This is a genomic window from Desulfobacter sp., from assembly GCA_028768545.1.
Taxonomy (GTDB): domain Bacteria; phylum Desulfobacterota; class Desulfobacteria; order Desulfobacterales; family Desulfobacteraceae; genus Desulfobacter.
The window spans coordinates 577,775-594,444 of record CP054838.1 but is presented as its reverse complement, the minus strand read 5'-3'; the positions used below and the strand labels follow the sequence as shown (position 1 = coordinate 594,444).

The window sequence follows — 16,670 nt, the reverse complement described above, 5'->3', positions numbered from 1 at the left end:
AGATTAACGCCAGCGCCCCCCAAACCGCCCCCGGTTCTCATACGCTGCGTGGCAGGCAGCGCTGATTACCTGTATCCCTAAAAAAAACAAAACATCCTTTTGCAAGTCACACAGAAGGATGTATCCAAATCATTTCTGGATCTCTGTCTTCCGCAGAGACGGCACAGGTAATTATCAAGTCAGGTCTTCTGGCTTAGGAGTTGCCGGATTGCCTTACCTTCCCGATGGGGTTAACCTCATCAGTGGTGCTCAAAGCGTCCGTATCCATTTACAGCGGCGGGACCGCTCCTGAATCTCACAGGATTCCCTGTTCTTGATACGTTTTCTGGTACAAAACCTTGACACTTTTGTCAATGAAATTTATCCTTGGGCAGATGAATCATTCTCTAAACAATTGCAGGGCAGGCCATGATATCCATTAGGGGCAGCCTGTGATTAAAAACTTTTCCATGGATATCGGCAAAGGAGAAAAACACCTGATCTCAGGCCGTTCCGGATCCGGAAAAACCAGTTTTTTAAGGCTGTTACTCGGATTTGACCCTCAAGATACCGGGATCATCCAAATAAACGGCCTCACATTCAGCAAGCCAGATATCAAATCCATCCGAAATTTAATCTTTTACCTGAGCCAGGATGTAGATCTGCCCGATGAAACCGGCATCTCTCTGATCCATCGCGTTCTCAGGCTAAACAGGGACACGGCAATGGACATGGGGCAGATGGATTTTTTCCTCTCTCTTCTGGCGCTTACGCCGGGCTCATTGGAAAAAAAGGTCTCGGTTCTTTCAGGCGGAGAGCGCCAGCGCCTCGGCCTGCTTCTGGGGTTTATGCTCAACCGGCCGATCTGGCTTTTGGATGAACCCACCTCTGCTTTGGATGAGCCCATGAAAAAATCAATTGCAAGGCATATCATGGGCATGAACCAGACCCCTGAACTGGAACTGATATGGGTGCCCAAGACCTGAGCATACTTTCCCTGTCCAGCCTTTTGATCTTTCTCATTCCAATATTAATCATCAGCCAATACCTGAAACTTGGACTCAACCGTGCCATTTTAACCGGTAGCCTCCGCATGTGCCTGCAATTGAGTTTTGTAGGAATTTATCTTGAATTTTTATTCCGGCTCAACTCCGTGCTGCTGAACTTTGCCTATCTGCTGATCATGATTCTCATTGCCTGCTATACCGTACTCAAATCCAGCAATTTAAAAATACTCCCTTTTTTCATCCCTTTGTTTTTCGCCCTGGTGATTCCCTTTTCAGTCATCTTGTTTTTCTTTGATCTTATCATCGTTCAAATCGCCTCCCTTTTTGACGTCCGGTATCTCATCCCCATCGGCGGGATGCTTTTGGGCAACTGCCTTCGATCTCTTATCATCCGACTTAATCAATTTTATACCGGGATAAAAACACAGAAAAAACGAGGGCGTTCAAAATTCTGTGTCAGTTGAATGAAAGCTGATATACTCAGCTAAATAAGGAGAACTGACATGACCGAAGAAAACACCGAATTTGATTTTCAAAAAGCCCTTAAAGGCATCCAGGAAGGTAAACCCTTCACAGGTAAGGGCGGCGTCCTTACATCATTAATCAAAAATCTTGCTGAAGCTGCTCTTGAAGGAGAGTTGGAGTCCCATCTCGGGCAGGAAGTTTCTGCCAACCGCCGTAATGGAAAAAGCAAAAAGACCATTAAATCCCTGGATGGTAAATTTGAGCTGGAAACCCCGCGTGACAGGGCCGGAACCTTCTCTCCACAGATCGTCAAAAAACATCAGACAACGCTCAGCGATGAAATTGAAAGAAAGATAATAGCCCTTTACGGCCTGGGCATGAGTTATAATGATATGGCTTCCCATTTACAGGAAATCTATGGACTTGAGATTTCAAATGCCACTCTGAGCACCATTACCGATAAAATCATCCATACCGTCAAAGAATGGCAGGCCAGGCCGTTGGAAAATGTGTACCCAATCGTATGGCTTGATGCCATACATTATAAAGTACGAGAAAACGGAAAGGTCGGCAGCAAAGCCGTTTACACAATTCTTGGGGTGAATATCGAGGGCCGCAAAGAGGTTCTTGGGCTGTACATATCCGAGAATGAGGGTGCGAACTTCTGGCTGCAGGTGTTAACAGACCTTTCAAACCGAGGGGTAAAAGATATCCTGATTGCCTGTGTTGATGGTCTAAAAGGTTTTCCCGAGGCCATTGAGACCATATTCCCGGACACAGAAGTTCAACTCTGCGTAGTCCACCAGATCCGAAATTCATTGAAATACGTTGGTTCCAAAAATAAAAAAGAATTTATGGCAGATCTAAAACGTGTTTATAAAGCGGTCAATAAGGATCTGGCCGAAGAAGAACTGGATATCTTGGAAAATAAATGGAATGACAAATACCCGATTGTGATAAAATCCTGGCGGAACAACTGGGAACGCCTCAGTCATTTCTTTAAATATCCAGAAGAGATTCGACGGATAATATACACCACAAATACCATTGAGGCTGTGCATCGACAGTTTCGAAAACTGACCAAAACAAAGGGATCATTCCCGAACCAGGACAGCCTGTTAAAGCTGCTTTACATGGGGATCCAGAACGCCAGTAAAAAATGGACAATGCCGATTCAAAATTGGTCACTGACAATTTCCCAGTTGGCAATTTTCTTTGAAGGCCGGCTGGATAAAGAGCTGGGAATTTGATAGGGATTTATTTACAGATGGAAAAGATGGTTCCAGGAACTCCACTCCAGCAAAAGTCAACTCCTCCGACGTGGCTGATTGAAGGCCCATTCTCGGACCTGACTTTTACTTCCGCTGGCGCTGAGGCAGATCCGGGAACCGAAACCGTGACACAGAATTCTGAACATTCCCCTTTCTGGCGAAGCCCCTCGGCCATATCCTCAATGGAATTGGCCAAAACACCGATCTCATCCGAGCGTTTAATATGGGATAAGTCCACCTCAAGCGTCCCCTTGGCAATCCTGCGGGTGGTGGCCGCCATGTCAACCAGGGGGCGGGACAAGGATCTTGCAACCCCAAGGCTTGCTCCCAGCAGCAATACCAGGCCGGCAATGCAAATGCCAATGGACCGCTGTTTCAAAAGGTCCAACTCCCTGAACAATTCTTTTTTGGCCACCACCGTGCCCAGAATCCACCCGGAACAGGAAATCTCGTCCCATGCCAGATAGGCGTCCTCCCCGGCAAGAACAGGACCAATGGGTAAAAATCCCTGTTCCTCGCGGATCATCTTTATAGCAATGGCCCTGAGTTTAGAGGAATTATGTTTATCTGCCAGGGAAAATATGGATTCGCCATGGATCAATGATTCATCAGGATGTACCACAAAAAGCCCTGTCCGGGTAATAATAAAACTAAAGCCGGTTTTCCCGCTTCGCACAGACCGGGTGAACTCTGTCAGCCATTTTAAAGAGATATCTGCCGTTGCCACCCCATAAAAGCCTTGGGCCTTATCACGGAGCCCGGGCCGGTACAATGGCACCGAATAGGTCGCCATGGGAATATTGCCCCCGCCTTTGTCAAAATACGGATCACTCCAGACCGGGCAATTCAGAACCTTTGGCAGGATATAAAATTGTTTTTCCAGATAGGCATACCCGGACCCGGCCAGCTGGGCATATTCTATCCCATCCTTTTTTCTGAACGCATAGGGTGTAACCCCGGGGGTCATCCGGCCCTCTCCCGTGGGTTCAAAAAAAAGACCGCTGGCAAAGAGTTCAGGATTTTCATGAACCAGATTGACCATCAGGGACTTAAACTTGGATGTGTCCCGGACAGGAGAAATACTCATGAAAACAGAGAGGCTCTGGGGCAATTTTTCCACGGCCCGAAATTCCTGTTCAATGCGGCGGGTCATGGAACGTGTCAGGTGAGTGGCAATGGATTGCCCTGTTTTCAGAATCATCTGCCGGGTATTGACATAGCTGTAGGTTTCAACAAGACCCAGAATCAGGGCGGCACTGCTGAGAACCAGCAGGGTCATCTGGGCTTTAATACTTTTTTTCACCCGTCCTGTCATTTGCCTTTCCCCTTTTTGATCTGCTACGATCCATGGATTTTAATTTGACAACACATACCAGAGGTCCCAGGATTTATCCACAAATTCAATAAAAACAGCCGGACCGAAAAGCATCCCGGACCGGCTGTGAAACATAAAAGATGTCAATAGGAAAAGGGCCCTTATTCGCCCAGATAAGCCTCCCGGATTTTAGGATTTTTCAACAGGGCGGAGGCCTTATCCTCCAGGGTTATTTCTCCTGTTTCCATGACATAGCCCCGGGTGGCGGCCTGGAGGGCCAGGTTGGCATTCTGTTCCACCAATAAAATGGTGGTGCCCTCTTCCCGATTAATTTCAGCAATAATATCAAAAATCTGCTGGATAATAATGGGGGCCAGCCCCAAAGAGGGTTCATCCAGCAAAAGGACCTTGGGTTTGGTCATCAAAGCCCTTGCAATGGCCAGCATCTGCTGCTCTCCCCCTGAAAGGGTGCCCCCCTCCTGTTTGCTCCGTTCACCCAAAATGGGAAAAAGGTCGTAGGCATGTTGGATATCTTTTTCAATCTGGTCCTTGTCATTGCGGTAAAAGGCGCCCAGAACAAGATTTTCCCTCACAGAAAGCCTGGGAAAAATCCGGCGTCCTTCAGGCACCTGGCAAAGGCCTTTGGTGGGCAGTTTTTCAGGGGCCACCCGGTTGATCTGCTTGCCATCATACCAGACCTCGCCCTGTTCCGGGACCACTATCCCGCAGATGGTCATAAGCGTTGTGGATTTACCGGCCCCGTTGGCCCCGATCATGGCCACGATTTCGCCGGGCATGACTTTCATGGACACCCCTTTGAGCGCCTTGATGGAACCGTATCCGGAATGGACATTTTTCATTTCAAGAATCGGTTTTTCGCTCATCCTTATCAGCCCTCCTTTTCTTCGGACCGCTGGCCCACACGCTTTGCCGGAAGCAGGCCTGCCGGCCGGAACAGCATCATGATGATCATTGTAGATCCAAATACCAGCATTCGGTAGGACTCAAATTCACGGAAGATTTCAGGCAGGGCAATCAGGGCAATCACCCCGAGAATAATGCCCGGGATGGACCCCATGCCCCCCAGGACCACCATGCACAGCACCATGGCCGATTCCAGAAAGGTAAAACTCTCCGGAGAGACAAACTTCATCCGGGCGGCAAAAAAGGCCCCTGCAAGGCCGGCAAAAAAAGCACCCGTGGCATAGGCCAGTAATTTGTAGATAAAGGTGTTCACCCCCATAAGCTCGGCTGCGGTTTCATCCTCCCGGATGGATTCCCATGCCCGGCCCACCCTGGAAAAATTGAGCCGGTTTACGGCAATGGCCACGACAATGGCAAGGCCCAGGGCAAAATAATAGAAGAGTTGGAGTTTTTTCACCCAGATGGTTTCAAAGGAGATCCCGTTGTCAAAGACAAATTTGAAAAATCCAATGCGGTCAATGCCCAGAATCCCGTTGGGGCCGTTGGTCAAATCCATCCAGTTGTTGAGGATGATACGGATGATTTCCCCAAACCCCAGGGTGACAATGGCCAGGTAATCGCCTCTCATGCGCAGGGTGGGATACCCCACAATGCAGCCGGCAATACAGGCAAAGACACCGGCAAAGGGAAGGCATATCCAGAAGGCAAGGCCGTAGACCGTATTGAGAATGGCATAGGTGTATGCTCCGACCCCGTAAAAGGCGATATATCCCAGATCCAGCATCCCGGCCAGGCCCACAACCACGTTAAGCCCTAAGCCCAGACAGATATAGAGCAGCACATTGATGGCCACATCCGTGCCGTACCGCCCGGCAAACTGGGGATAGACCAGACAAAACCCCAGAAGAACCACCAGCCAGACCCAGGTGGGCAGCGCCGTGGCAGAGGCTTTCACACCCTGGGCAGCCCTGGACAAAGGACGGGAGACAAAGGTCATGGATCCGCTGGCCTTGATAATATAAATCACCAGGCAGACAGAGGATCCTGCCAGGAGATAACTCCATACCCGAAAGGTGGTCTGAAAGGTCAGGGTGCCGTCCGGGTGAATGCCCAGCATGGGCCAGAGCAGGCCCAGCAGCCAGAGCATGCCCATGGCATACGGTTTCCAGACTCGTTTAAACTCTTGTATCATCGATATTCTCGCCCATAATTCCAGTAGGTTTAAAATAAAGGACCCCGATCAGAATGATGAATGCAAACACATCCTTGTACTCGCCGGAAAGATAGCCGGCACCAAAGATTTCCACCATACCGATAATCAAACCGCCGATCATGGCGCCGGTAATATTCCCGATCCCGCCGAGAACGGCAGCGGCAAACGCCTTGATCCCGGGCACAAATCCCATGTCATACTTGACCGACCCGTAATAAAGGCCGTACATGATGCCAGCAGCCGCAGCAAGACCTGCACCAATGGCAAAGGTCAGGGAAATAATCCGGTTGGATCCAATGGCCACAAGGGCCGACATGGTCTTGTCCTGGGCTGTGGCCCGCATGGCCATACCAACCTTGGTCTTGAACACCAAAATGTTCAGGCCGATGAGAAGGGCTGCGGTCAGGGAAACAATGGTGATCTGGAGATAAGAGATGGTGATCATCCCAAAATCAAACCCGCCCTGGAAAAGCTCTGACGGATAGACTGCATCATAAACCCCCCGGGTGAGCATCATTCCGTTGGATAAAAAGATGGACATGCCCAAAGCAGAAAGCAGGGCAGCCAGCCGGGAATTTTTTCTCAAAGGCTTATAGGCCACTTTTTCAACCCCGATGGCAAGGTAGGCGCAATATCCCATGGCCAGTACAAACGCGCCGGTGAGACAGAGTATCGGGTGGGTTTCCATGTACCCGAGGCCTGAAAAATATCCCAGGGCAATGGCCCCCACATATCCACCTGCGGCAAAGAATTCGCCATGGGCAAAATTGATAAGCTGGATCACACCGTAAACCATGGTATAGCCCAGCGCAATCAAGGCATACATGCCCCCAAGGGTCAAACCGTTAATCAACTGCTGAATAAAATATTCCATTCTTTATATTTCTTAACCTGTGTCTCTTGGTGAAAAGATGCAGCCGGACAGATGAACGTCCGGGCCGGCTGCATCCAAGGGTAAAACTTAGGGTTTACTTGATCAGGCCGTTTACAGGTTCCCAATAGGGGACAAACTTTCCGTCCACAACCTTGAAGGCAATATAGGAAGAACCGGAATCGCCGTTGGCGGCAAATTTCACATGCTTGGCAACACCCTGGAAATCCAGTTTCATGAGTTCTGCCTTCACTTTGGCAGGATCTGTGGTGCCGGCCGCCTTGATGGACTTGAGAAGAGAGGTGGCTGCATCATAGGCATAGGTGGCATAGGCTGCGATTTTGCCGTACTTGGGTACATAGCGTTCTTCAAAAGCCTTGTACTCAGGCGTGGAAGGATCGGTGAACCCATAGGTCAAACATACGCCTTCAGCCGCATCTTTAGCCACTTCCATGAACTTGGGCTGGAACACGGCATCCTGGGTGACGATCTGGGATTTCATGCCCAGACGTTTGGCCTGGAGCATCATCATGGCTGCAGGAGAAAACCCCTGAAGAGACATGTAAAACACATCGGCATTGGCCTTTTTGGCCATGGTCAGAATCGCAGAAAAATCTTTATCCCCCTGGTTTACATGCTCATGGGCCAGTATTTTTATGCCCATGGATTCAGCAGATTTGGCAACAGAGTCCGCAAGTCCCTGGGAATAGGTGGTCTTATCATCAACGATAAACATGGTTTTTGCTTCCAGGGATTCTTTGATGAACTTGGCTGCGGCAGGGGCCTGGTCATCGTCACGGCCGCACATGCGGAACATGTAAGGAAGACCGCGGTCGGTTACTTTTTCGTTGGTGGAAGCAGGGGTGATCATGATGATATCTTCCTCTGCCAGAACATCGGAAGCAGGAATGGTGGAAGATGAACAATAGGCACCCACAACGCCGGCAACTTCCAGGTTGATGAGTTTGTTGGCTGAAGCGACTGCCTGACGGGGATCACAGGCCGTATCCTGGGCAAAAAGTTCAATTTTGTCAAACCCGGGAATGCCGCCGGCTTCTTCAAATACGGCAATGGCTGTGAGCACGCCGTTTTTGATGTCTGTGCCGTCAGAGGCATAGCGGCCGGTCAAAGGACTCATGGAGCCGATTCTCAAAGTTTTCGCAAACACACCGCCGCAGAGAAACGGAACCAGGATGAGGCCCATTACCAAAATTGAAACAACTCTTTTTTTCATCGTCTTCCTCCTAAAAATTATTGGTTGGCAGGTTGACCTAAGTATGCCTCGATCACTTTGGGATTATTCTGGATTTCAGTTGAATTTCCTTCCGCTATTTTCACACCATGATCAACACAAACAATATGATCACACACACCCATGACCACCTTCATGTCATGCTCTACCAAGAGCACGTCAATGCCGAGGTCTTTGATGCGGGCAATGTCATGCATCAACTCCGAGGATTCGCTGGGGTTCATACCGGCGGCAGGCTCGTCCAGCAGAAGCACCTTGGGTTCCGAGGCAATGGCCCTGGCAATCTCCAGGCGCCGCTGCAGCCCATAGGGCAGACTTGAGGCCACGTCATCAGCATAGTCGCCGACCCCCATAAACGTCAGGGCCTCCATGGCCTTTTCCTTTATCCACGCCTCTTCCCGCTTTTGGGAAGGGGTCCTTAAAATAGAACCGAATATCCCTTTTCCGGCCCGGCAATGTCTTGCCACCATGGCGTTTTCAATGGCCGTCATGGCAGAAAAAAGGCGAATATTCTGGAAGGTTCTGGCAATGCCTTTTTCAAAAATCACATAGGGCCGTTTGCCCAGAATGCTTTTGCCGTCAAAAATCACATCCCCTTCCGATGCCTGGTACACCCCGGTAAGAACGTTGAAAACAGTGGTTTTCCCCGCGCCGTTGGGTCCGATAAGTCCGACGACACGGCCGTTGCCAATGGTGAAACTCAAATTGGACAGAGCAAGGAGGCCACCAAACCGTACACTGATATTTTTTAGTTCTAATTCAGCCATTGCGATATTCGATCCATTTAGATTTACCTGAAAATCACTTAAAAAGCGCTTCTATAGCCTATTTGTAGCTTTCTGTAGCCCATAAAGTTTGGGTTGTCAACAATTAAAAACCCCGTTCTACATTGTGAAACACCATAAAACAGAGACGGGCAGGGGCGTTCCTGAAATTAAATGGTTTAACCATATAATTTTTACATCCGCCCATTGATCTTTACATAGCCTTTACTTTACCGTTACAAGACCCTTGACATTTTGAGCGTATTCTGACACGCTCAAAAAAACAATAGGGAGCAAAAAATGAAACCACCGCTCACAGAAAAACAAAAAAAAGTGCTGGATTCTTTGGAAAAAGAGATGGATCTCACCGGCTCAGCCCCAAGCCTGAGAACCATTGCCGCCACCCTCAAGGTCAGCCATGCCGCCGTGGCCCAAACCCTAAAAACCCTTGAAGACAAAGGGTATATCCGCAGGCAGGGCCGGTACAGCCGAACCGTTCATATTCTGGGCCCCAGAAAAGAGGCAAAGGGCCGGGCCAAAACCATCCCCATCATCGGACGGATGACGGCCGGCCTGCCCATGTACGCCAGCCAGGAATGGGAGGGCAGCCTCGTGGTTGATCCTGAGCTCTATCCCGGAGACGACCTTTTCGGACTTCGGATCCAGGGTCAGTCCATGAAAAATGCCGGTATTCTGGACCAGGACATTGCCGTTTGCCGGCCCAGGCAATATGCCCATAACAACGAAATTGTCGTGGCCCTGATCCATGGCGAGGATGCCACGGTCAAACGTTTTTTTCTCCATTCCGACCGCATTGAGCTGCGCCCGGAAAACCCGGAATTTACCCCCCAGACCTATGGATTTGACCAAGTCCTCATCCAGGGAAAGGTTGTGGGCATTATCCGACCGGCCATGGACCAGGAAGCGCCCCGTGACTGACTCCCCTCCTAAAAGTCCGCTTTTCATGGGCACCAGCGGATATTCCTACGGAGAATGGGTGGATGCCGGCATTTACCCTGCAGGCACCCATGCCGCAAATATGCTGCCGGCCTATACCCGGATATTCAAGGCCTGCGAACTCAACTACACCTGGTATCAAATGCCCAAGGCCTGCGCCATGGAACGGATGGCAGCCAAGGTCCCCCCTGGATTCAAATTCAGTGTCAAACTGACCCTGACCCACGAAGTCAACCCGAAAACCTGGACCCAGGAGGCGGCCAGCTTCCGCCAGGGCGTTGCCCCCCTAAAGGCAAACCAGTCACTTTTAAGTATTCTGATCCAGTCCCCCCCCTATTTTCAGCGGACTCAAAAAAGGCTATTTTATCTTGCCGCCCTTGCAGACGAACTTGCAGGACTCCCCCTGGCCGTGGAATTCCGCCACCCCTCCTGGGTCAACGACAAGGTCTTTTACGGGCTTGAACAAAGACAGATCACCCTGGTCACGGTGGACGGTCCTCGTCTGCCCCATCTATTTCCCAGGCTTTCCCTGGTCACCAACCCCAAACTTTTTTATCTCAGGCTTCACGGGCGAAACCGCCAGGGCTGGCGGTCCGGCAATATGCAAAAACAGTTTGACTACGACTATTGCGAACCCGAACTCAGGGAAATTGGAACAATGACCTGCCAGGAAATCATGCCCGAGGCTGAAACCGGAGCCCTGTTTTTCAACAACCATGTCCGGGGCCAGGCCCCGAAAAACTGTCTTCGCCTGGAACAGATCATCAAAACCCTGCCATGACGCCCCGGTCCATCATCCACCTCAACATTGCTGACTTTGCCGCCCGGGTGGAGACCTGCCTGAGCCCCGGGTTGAAAAAGGCACCAGTGGTCATTGCCCCGGCAGGCGGGCCAAGGGCCCGGGTATTTGACATGAACGAACAGGCCTTTCAAACCGGGGTGCGAAAGGGCATGAACCTGTCCTCGGTCAAACACCGGGATCCGGGCATTAGAATTCTGCCCCCCCGGTTCAACCGGTATGCCCAGGTGATGAGAATAATATTCAAACAGGCCCTGGCCTATACCCCCATTGTTGAATCCGGTGCCGGGGACGGCCATTTTTTCCTGGATATCACAGGCACGGGAAGGCTTTACGGTCCGCCGCCGGATGTGGCCTTCCGCCTGAAAAAAGCCATATTAAAAGAATTCGGCCTGGACCCGATCTGGTCTCTGGCCACCAACAAGCTTGTGGCCAAGGCCGCCACCCGGATGGTCAAACCTGTTGGAGAATTTATTGTGGGACCCGGAGAAGAAGAGACCTTCCTGGCCGCCCTGCCCATTGAACTTCTGCCCGGACTCTCCAAACAAGAGATTCAAACGATCACCCAGTTCAACCTGACCCGGGTGGCCCAGGCCCAGCCCCTGACCCGGGCACAATTGAGCATTCCCTTTGACCAGCGGGCAGGGCGTATCCACCAGCTTCTCCACGGGGTGGACCCTGAGCCTGTGATCCGGTCCCGGGCCGGCGCGATTACGGTTGACCATGAGTTTGCCACAGAGACCAACGAGGCAGATGAACTCAAAGCAGGACTCTTTCCCATGGTGGCCGCCTTAGGCCGCCAGGCCCGCCATCATGGGTTGCGGCTCCAAAAACTGGTGTTGTCCATCTCTTACGCCGACGGAATCTGTTGCCAAAAAGCCATGCCCCAGGCCACCACCAATGACATCCCCATGTTCAAACAGGCCTGGACCCTGTTTTGTTCCGCATGGAAACGACGGGTCTACATCCGCCATTTATCCCTTTCCTGCCATACCGCACCCGGGCAGGGCCGTTTCCAAAACGTGGGCATTCCAGGACCTGGCCCATGGGATCATCCAGCCCGGGCAGACCGGGTGGACCTGGCCATGGACAAAATCAGGTCCCGGTTCGGGCAAACCGCCATCCAGGCCGGGGCAGCCCTATGCAATCCCGGAACAACCAATAGGCTAAAGCCCAAAATTTCCAGGCCGGCCCCATGATTCCTCTGACCTGCCGTTCCCATTATTCCCTGATGTGGGGAACCGCATCCGTGGAAAGGCTGTGCGCCCGGGCCAGGCAGCTGGGATATTCGGCTCTGGCGCTTACCGACACCGACAACCTTTACGGGCTCTGGGACTTTCTTAGCGCCTGCAGAACCCATGGGCTCAAGCCCATTGTCGGGGCTGAAATCACCGATCCCTCATCCCCGCACCGGGCCATCTGCCTGGTAAAAAACGATCAAGGCTACCACCACCTTTGCACCTTGCTCACCCGCCGCCATCAAGACAAACACTTTTCCCTGAAACAGGCCATCCCCCCCCTGGGCCGGGGCATGGTCATCCTCACCCGGTCTTCTGAGCTGCTGGCAGACTGGCATGACCAGGACCCTTGTCTGGACTTGGGTGCGGCCCTGCCCAGGGCTCCGCTTTCCTGCCGCCATGACCTGTGCCGGACCGCCCGGAAAAGATCCCTTCCCATGGTGGCCACTCCGGGCAGTTTTTTTCTCCATTCCCGGGACCATGGCACCCATGCCCTTGTCAGGGCCATTGATACGAACCAATGCCTCTCCCGCTTAGGCCATGGAGACCTTGCTCCGGAGAACGCCTTTCTCAACAGCCCTGAATATTATCAACAAAAATTTTCCATCCTGCCCCAGGCGGTCAAAGCCACCTATGCGCTTGGAGAGCGCCTGAATTTTCAAGGGCCTGACTTCGGCATTATCATGCCGCCATTTGAGCCGGGACCGGGCAGAACCGCCCATGACCTGCTGAGAAAAAAAACCATGGAAGGCGCCGAAAAACGAGGAATGTTCAGAATTCTGTGTCACGGTTTCGGTTCCCGGATCTGCCTCAGCGCCAGCGGAAGTAAAAGTCAGGTCCGAGAATGGGCCTTCAATCAGCCACGTCGGAGGAGTTGACTTTTGCTGGAGTGAAATTCCTGGAACCATCTTTTCCATCTGTAAATAAATCCCTATCAAATTCCCAGCTCTTTATCCAGCCGGCCTTCAAAGAAAATTGCCAACTGGGAAATTGTCAGTGACCAATTTTGAATCGGCATTGTCCATTTTTTACTGGCGTTCTGGATCCCCATGTAAAGCAGCTTTAACAGGCTGTCCTGGTTCGGGAATGATCCCTTTGTTTTGGTCAGTTTTCGAAACTGTCGATGCACAGCCTCAATGGTATTTGTGGTGTATATTATCCGTCGAATCTCTTCTGAATATTTAAAGAAATGACTGAGGCGTTCCCAGTTGTTCCGCCAGGATTTTATCACAATCGGGTATTTGTCATTCCATTTATTTTCCAAGATATCCAGTTATTCTTCGACCAGATCCTTATTGACCGCTTTATAAACACGTTTTAGATTTGCCATAAATTCTTTTTTATTTTTGGAACCAACGTGTTTCAATGAATTTCGGATCTGGTGGACTACGCAGAGTTGAACTTCTGTGTCCGGGAATATGGTCTCAATGGCCTCGGGTAAACCTTTTAGACCATCAACACAGGCAATCAGGATATTTTTTACCCCTCGGTTTGAAAGGTCTGTTAACACCTGCAGCCAGAAGTTCGCACCCTCATTCTCGGATATGTACAGCCCAAGAATCTCTTTGCGGCCCTCGATATTCACCCCAAGAATTGTGTAAACGGCTTTGCTGCCGACCTTTCCGTTTTCTCGTACTTTATAATGTATGGCATCAAGCCATACGATTGGGTACACATTTTCCAACGGCCTGGCCTGCCATTCTTTGACGGTATGGATGATTTTATCGGTAATGGTGCTCAGAGTGGCATTTGAAATCTCAAGTCCATAGATTTCCTGTAAATGGGAAGCCATATCATTATAACTCATGCCCAGGCCGTAAAGGGCTATTATCTTTCTTTCAATTTCATCGCTGAGCGTTGTCTGATGTTTTTTGACGATCTGTGGAGAGAAGGTTCCGGCCCTGTCACGCGGGGTTTTTAGCTCAAATTTACCATCCAGGGATTTAATGGTCTTTTTGCTTTTTCCATTACGGCGGTTGGCAGAAACTTCCTGCCCGAGATGGGACTCCAACTCTCCTTCAAGAGCAGCTTCAGCAAGATTTTTGATTAATGATGTAAGGACGCCGCCCTTACCTGTGAAGGGTTTACCTTCCTGGATGCCTTTAAGGGCTTTTTGAAAATCAAATTCGGTGTTTTCTTCGGTCATGTCAGTTCTCCTTATTTAGCTGAGTATATCAGCTTTCATTCAACTGACACAGAATTTTGAACGCCCTTAAAAAACGGTATGGTCTTCCCCTGCCACCCAAGGTAACCCGGCGAATAGACCACGAGCTTGCCATTATTTTTGAAAAAAATTTTTCCGCCTATTTTCTCGTGGTTGAGCAGATTGTGAGCCAGGCCTCAAGAACCTGCGGCCGTGGATCCGGCGCCTGGAAACGGCAGAAAAAAGCCTTGCAGACCAAATCCGAGCCCTGCCGGAATTCAAAGACATGGACTTTCCAGATCCCTGGTCGAAAATCCTGGCAAAGGCCCGGGCGCTGGTGGGCTGCCCCAGGTATTTATCTGTCCACCCCGGCGGCATTGTCATCACGCCAAAGCCCATTAACACCTATGTCCCGGTTGAAACCGCCCCCAAGGGCGTTCCCGTGATCCAATGGGAAAAAGAGGGCACGGAAAAGGCAGGTCTTGTCAAAATAGATCTCCTGGGAAACCGGAGTCTCGGGGTAATCCGGGACTGCATCTCAAGCATTGAACAGACCCGGAAAAAATTTGATGATTTCCAGACTATGGACCCTGAAGACGACCCTGCCACCCAGAATCTTGTGGCCCAGGGGCTGACCATGGGCTGTTTTTACATTGAAAGCCCTGCCATGCGCCTGCTCCAGAAAAAAGCCAAAACAGGGGACTTTGCCAGTCTGGTCATCCATTCGTCGATCATCAGACCGGCAGCCAACGCCTTTATCCAGGCATACCTTGAACGTCTCCACACGGGAAAATGGACGCCCATCCACCCGCTGGCCAAAGGCCTTTTAGACGACACCTTCGGCATCATGGTTTTTCAGGAAGATGTTGCCAGGGCCGCGGTCTGTCTGGCCGGATTCACCCATGCCCAGGCAGACGGACTGCGCAAAATCATGTCCAAAAAAGAAAAACACCGGGCGTTGTCCGCCTATTATACGGCGTTTTCAAAAGGGGCGGCAGCCAAAGAGGTCAGCCCGGAAGAGATCAAACGAATCTGGAAGATGATCCTCTCCTTTTCAGGCTACTCCTTTTGCAAAGCCCACTCGGCTTCCTATGCCCGGGTATCCTTCCAGGCCGCCTATTTAAAAACCCATTATCCGGCCCAGTTCATGGCCGCAGTCATCTCCAACCAGGGCGGATTTTACTCCTGCTTTGCCTATGTGTCCGAAGCACGGCGAATGGGGGTTAAAATCCTTGGGCCGGATATCCACAAAAGCCGGATTCGCTGGCAGGGAAAGAAAAACACCCTGAGAGCAGGGTTCATGGCCATCAAGGGATTGGCCCAAAACTGCATGGAAAAAATCATCAAAGAGCGGAAAAAACGACCCTTTTCCCATGGTCTTGATTTTTTTTCCCGGGTCCGCCCCCAGAAGGGTCATGCCCAGGCCCTGATCAACAGCGGCTGCCTGGACAGGCTCACGGATCAGAACAGCCGGGCCGCTCTGCTCTGGGCCTTTTACGCCTGGCAGGCCGCCACAGCCCCCCGGTCTCTGTTCTCCCCCCCACGGCCGGATATCCCGGACCTGCCGCCGGACTTGCCCATGGACCGGCTGCGCAAAGAATTTTCAACCCTGGGGTTTCTCTGTTCCGGCCACCCCCTGACCTTATTTGCCAAAAGGCTCCAGGGCCAGGACCTTGTAAAAGCCGTTGATATTCCCGCCCACCAAGGACAGCAGGTCCGCATTGCCGGATGGCTGATCACCGGCAAAACCGTGAGGACCAAACAGGAAGACCCCATGAAATTTCTCACCTTTGAAGATGACACCGGTATCGTGGAAACCGTGTTTTTCCCCAGACCCTATGCCCGGTTCTGCCATATCCTGGATTATGGTAAACCCTATATACTGTCAGGTACGGTCGAATCCGAGTGGGGCGCTGCTACCCTCACCGTAACGGCCACCCAAAGGATTTCCTATCCCGAATATTTCATGAAATTTTAAGCATTTTGCCAAAAAGTTATATTATTACAATCGGTTGTGTCGTTTTTTAAGTCGTTTTCCATTATACAAAACCTCACCCTCCGGACAAAGCGTTTTACCTCATCTGCTGGGTTACTGTCCGCTCACAGTAAAGGACTACGGCTTCTCGGTCTGTGCCTTGCAGCTAAGGCAAAAACGCTTTGTGAAATATGCGGGATAGAAGCAACAAAATTGTCCGTTTTCCGCTCGCCGGCCAGTACACGCCTAAAATCCCCTCCCGCCCCACGCAAACCGTCCGATCAAAACAATAATTCAGAAACTCTCTGAAGTTGTTACATTTTTGGCCGATAATCTTTTCCACAAAATTACATTTTTGAATAAAAATAAAGATTTGAACTGGCACCCCAAACAGAACACAAAGATAAAAAAAGAGGTATCCATATTATTTCAGGAGGTTAGCAACAATCTCCCGAAAACCGGCCCGGTTTGGTATAGGATTTGCGATTAAAGAAACA

At 50.8% G+C, this 16,670-nt stretch carries 15 protein-coding genes, 1 pseudogene and 1 riboswitch; of the genes and pseudogenes, 9 read left to right on the top strand and 7 right to left on the bottom strand.

Going from position 1 to position 16,670, the window contains the following annotated elements:
- Nucleotides 1-160: 160 nt before the first annotated feature.
- Nucleotides 161-355: riboswitch (cobalamin riboswitch) on the bottom strand.
- Nucleotides 356-431: 76 nt separating this feature from the next.
- The 3 genes from HUN05_02900 to HUN05_02890 are packed head-to-tail and all read left to right on the top strand — an operon-like array spanning nt 432 to nt 2,701.
- On the top strand, nt 432-965 hold the full coding sequence (locus HUN05_02900) for an ATP-binding cassette domain-containing protein (GenBank protein ID WDP84238.1): 534 nt from the start codon (nt 432-434) through the stop codon (nt 963-965).
- The gene (locus tag HUN05_02895; GenBank protein ID WDP84237.1) at nt 947-1,450 is read left to right on the top strand and encodes an ABC transporter permease; all 504 of its coding nucleotides are present in this window, start codon (nt 947-949) and stop codon (nt 1,448-1,450) included. The genes HUN05_02900 and HUN05_02895 overlap by 19 nt, the downstream gene beginning before the upstream one ends.
- A gap of 39 nt (nt 1,451-1,489) precedes the next feature.
- Entirely contained in the window at nt 1,490-2,701 is a 1,212-nt protein-coding gene (locus HUN05_02890) for an IS256 family transposase (protein WDP84236.1), read from the top strand.
- Between the two features lie 7 nt (nt 2,702-2,708).
- Here HUN05_02890 and HUN05_02885 read toward each other — a convergent pair whose 3' ends face one another.
- The 6 genes from HUN05_02885 to HUN05_02860 all read right to left on the bottom strand — a co-directional run bounded on the left by HUN05_02885 (nt 2,709) and on the right by HUN05_02860 (nt 9,064).
- Complete coding sequence (locus tag HUN05_02885; GenBank protein ID WDP84235.1) at nt 2,709-4,025, bottom strand: HAMP domain-containing protein; 1,317 nt, start codon at nt 4,023-4,025, stop codon at nt 2,709-2,711.
- 173 nt (nt 4,026-4,198) lie between these two features.
- Nucleotides 4,199-4,921, bottom strand: a complete 723-nt coding sequence (locus HUN05_02880) for an ABC transporter ATP-binding protein (protein ID WDP84234.1) — start codon at nt 4,919-4,921, stop codon at nt 4,199-4,201.
- A gap of 5 nt (nt 4,922-4,926) precedes the next feature.
- Nucleotides 4,927-6,153: a high-affinity branched-chain amino acid ABC transporter permease LivM gene (gene livM / locus HUN05_02875; GenBank protein ID WDP84233.1), complete on the bottom strand. Its 1,227-nt coding sequence runs from the start codon at nt 6,151-6,153 to the stop codon at nt 4,927-4,929.
- Nucleotides 6,137-7,048, bottom strand: coding sequence for a branched-chain amino acid ABC transporter permease (locus HUN05_02870; protein ID WDP84232.1), 912 nt, complete (start codon nt 7,046-7,048; stop codon nt 6,137-6,139). The genes livM and HUN05_02870 overlap by 17 nt, the downstream gene beginning before the upstream one ends.
- A gap of 94 nt (nt 7,049-7,142) precedes the next feature.
- Nucleotides 7,143-8,279, bottom strand: coding sequence for a branched-chain amino acid ABC transporter substrate-binding protein (locus HUN05_02865; protein ID WDP84231.1), 1,137 nt, complete (start codon nt 8,277-8,279; stop codon nt 7,143-7,145).
- A gap of 17 nt (nt 8,280-8,296) precedes the next feature.
- A complete protein-coding gene (locus HUN05_02860; protein WDP84230.1) occupies nt 8,297-9,064 on the bottom strand; it encodes an ABC transporter ATP-binding protein in 768 nt (255 codons plus the stop codon).
- A 297-nt stretch (nt 9,065-9,361) separates the two neighbouring features.
- Between HUN05_02860 and lexA the strand changes: the two genes are divergently transcribed.
- The 4 genes from lexA to HUN05_02840 are packed head-to-tail and all read left to right on the top strand — an operon-like array spanning nt 9,362 to nt 12,933.
- Nucleotides 9,362-10,000 (top strand): transcriptional repressor LexA, encoded by a 639-nt coding sequence (lexA, locus tag HUN05_02855; GenBank protein ID WDP84229.1) that lies wholly within the window; start codon nt 9,362-9,364, stop codon nt 9,998-10,000.
- Nucleotides 10,001-10,025: 25 nt separating this feature from the next.
- Nucleotides 10,026-10,799 (top strand): DUF72 domain-containing protein, encoded by a 774-nt coding sequence (locus HUN05_02850; GenBank protein ID WDP87894.1) that lies wholly within the window; start codon nt 10,026-10,028, stop codon nt 10,797-10,799.
- Nucleotides 10,796-12,016, top strand: coding sequence for a hypothetical protein (locus HUN05_02845; GenBank protein ID WDP84228.1), 1,221 nt, complete (start codon nt 10,796-10,798; stop codon nt 12,014-12,016). Before HUN05_02850 ends, HUN05_02845 begins: the two co-directional genes overlap by 4 nt.
- Nucleotides 12,013-12,933: a PHP domain-containing protein gene (locus HUN05_02840; GenBank protein ID WDP84227.1), complete on the top strand. Its 921-nt coding sequence runs from the start codon at nt 12,013-12,015 to the stop codon at nt 12,931-12,933. The genes HUN05_02845 and HUN05_02840 overlap by 4 nt, the downstream gene beginning before the upstream one ends.
- Nucleotides 12,934-12,989: 56 nt before the next feature.
- Here the strand turns inward: HUN05_02840 and HUN05_02835 are convergent.
- Nucleotides 12,990-14,201 (bottom strand): annotated as a pseudogene (locus tag HUN05_02835) (IS256 family transposase).
- 56 nt (nt 14,202-14,257) lie between these two features.
- Between HUN05_02835 and HUN05_02830 the strand changes: the two are divergent.
- On the top strand, nt 14,258-14,644 hold the full coding sequence (locus HUN05_02830; protein WDP84226.1) for a hypothetical protein: 387 nt from the start codon (nt 14,258-14,260) through the stop codon (nt 14,642-14,644).
- Nucleotides 14,536-16,176: a DNA polymerase III subunit alpha gene (locus HUN05_02825; GenBank protein WDP84225.1), complete on the top strand. Its 1,641-nt coding sequence runs from the start codon at nt 14,536-14,538 to the stop codon at nt 16,174-16,176. The genes HUN05_02830 and HUN05_02825 overlap by 109 nt, the downstream gene beginning before the upstream one ends.
- The last annotated feature ends 494 nt before the right edge of the window (nt 16,177-16,670 follow it).

Coding starts and splice junctions, on each gene's coding strand:
- HUN05_02865 (WDP84231.1), bottom strand. CDS start 8,279: ATGAAAAAAAGAGTTGTTTCAATTTTGGTAATGGGCCTCATCCTGGTT.
- HUN05_02860 (WDP84230.1), bottom strand. CDS start 9,064: ATGGCTGAATTAGAACTAAAAAATATCAGTGTACGGTTTGGTGGCCTC.
- HUN05_02890 (WDP84236.1), top strand. CDS start 1,490: ATGACCGAAGAAAACACCGAATTTGATTTTCAAAAAGCCCTTAAAGGC.
- lexA (WDP84229.1), top strand. CDS start 9,362: ATGAAACCACCGCTCACAGAAAAACAAAAAAAAGTGCTGGATTCTTTG.
- HUN05_02845 (WDP84228.1), top strand. CDS start 10,796: ATGACGCCCCGGTCCATCATCCACCTCAACATTGCTGACTTTGCCGCC.
- HUN05_02850 (WDP87894.1), top strand. CDS start 10,026: ATGGGCACCAGCGGATATTCCTACGGAGAATGGGTGGATGCCGGCATT.
- livM (WDP84233.1), bottom strand. CDS start 6,153: ATGATACAAGAGTTTAAACGAGTCTGGAAACCGTATGCCATGGGCATG.
- HUN05_02870 (WDP84232.1), bottom strand. CDS start 7,048: ATGGAATATTTTATTCAGCAGTTGATTAACGGTTTGACCCTTGGGGGC.
- HUN05_02880 (WDP84234.1), bottom strand. CDS start 4,921: ATGAGCGAAAAACCGATTCTTGAAATGAAAAATGTCCATTCCGGATAC.
- HUN05_02895 (WDP84237.1), top strand. CDS start 947: ATGGGTGCCCAAGACCTGAGCATACTTTCCCTGTCCAGCCTTTTGATC.
- HUN05_02840 (WDP84227.1), top strand. CDS start 12,013: ATGATTCCTCTGACCTGCCGTTCCCATTATTCCCTGATGTGGGGAACC.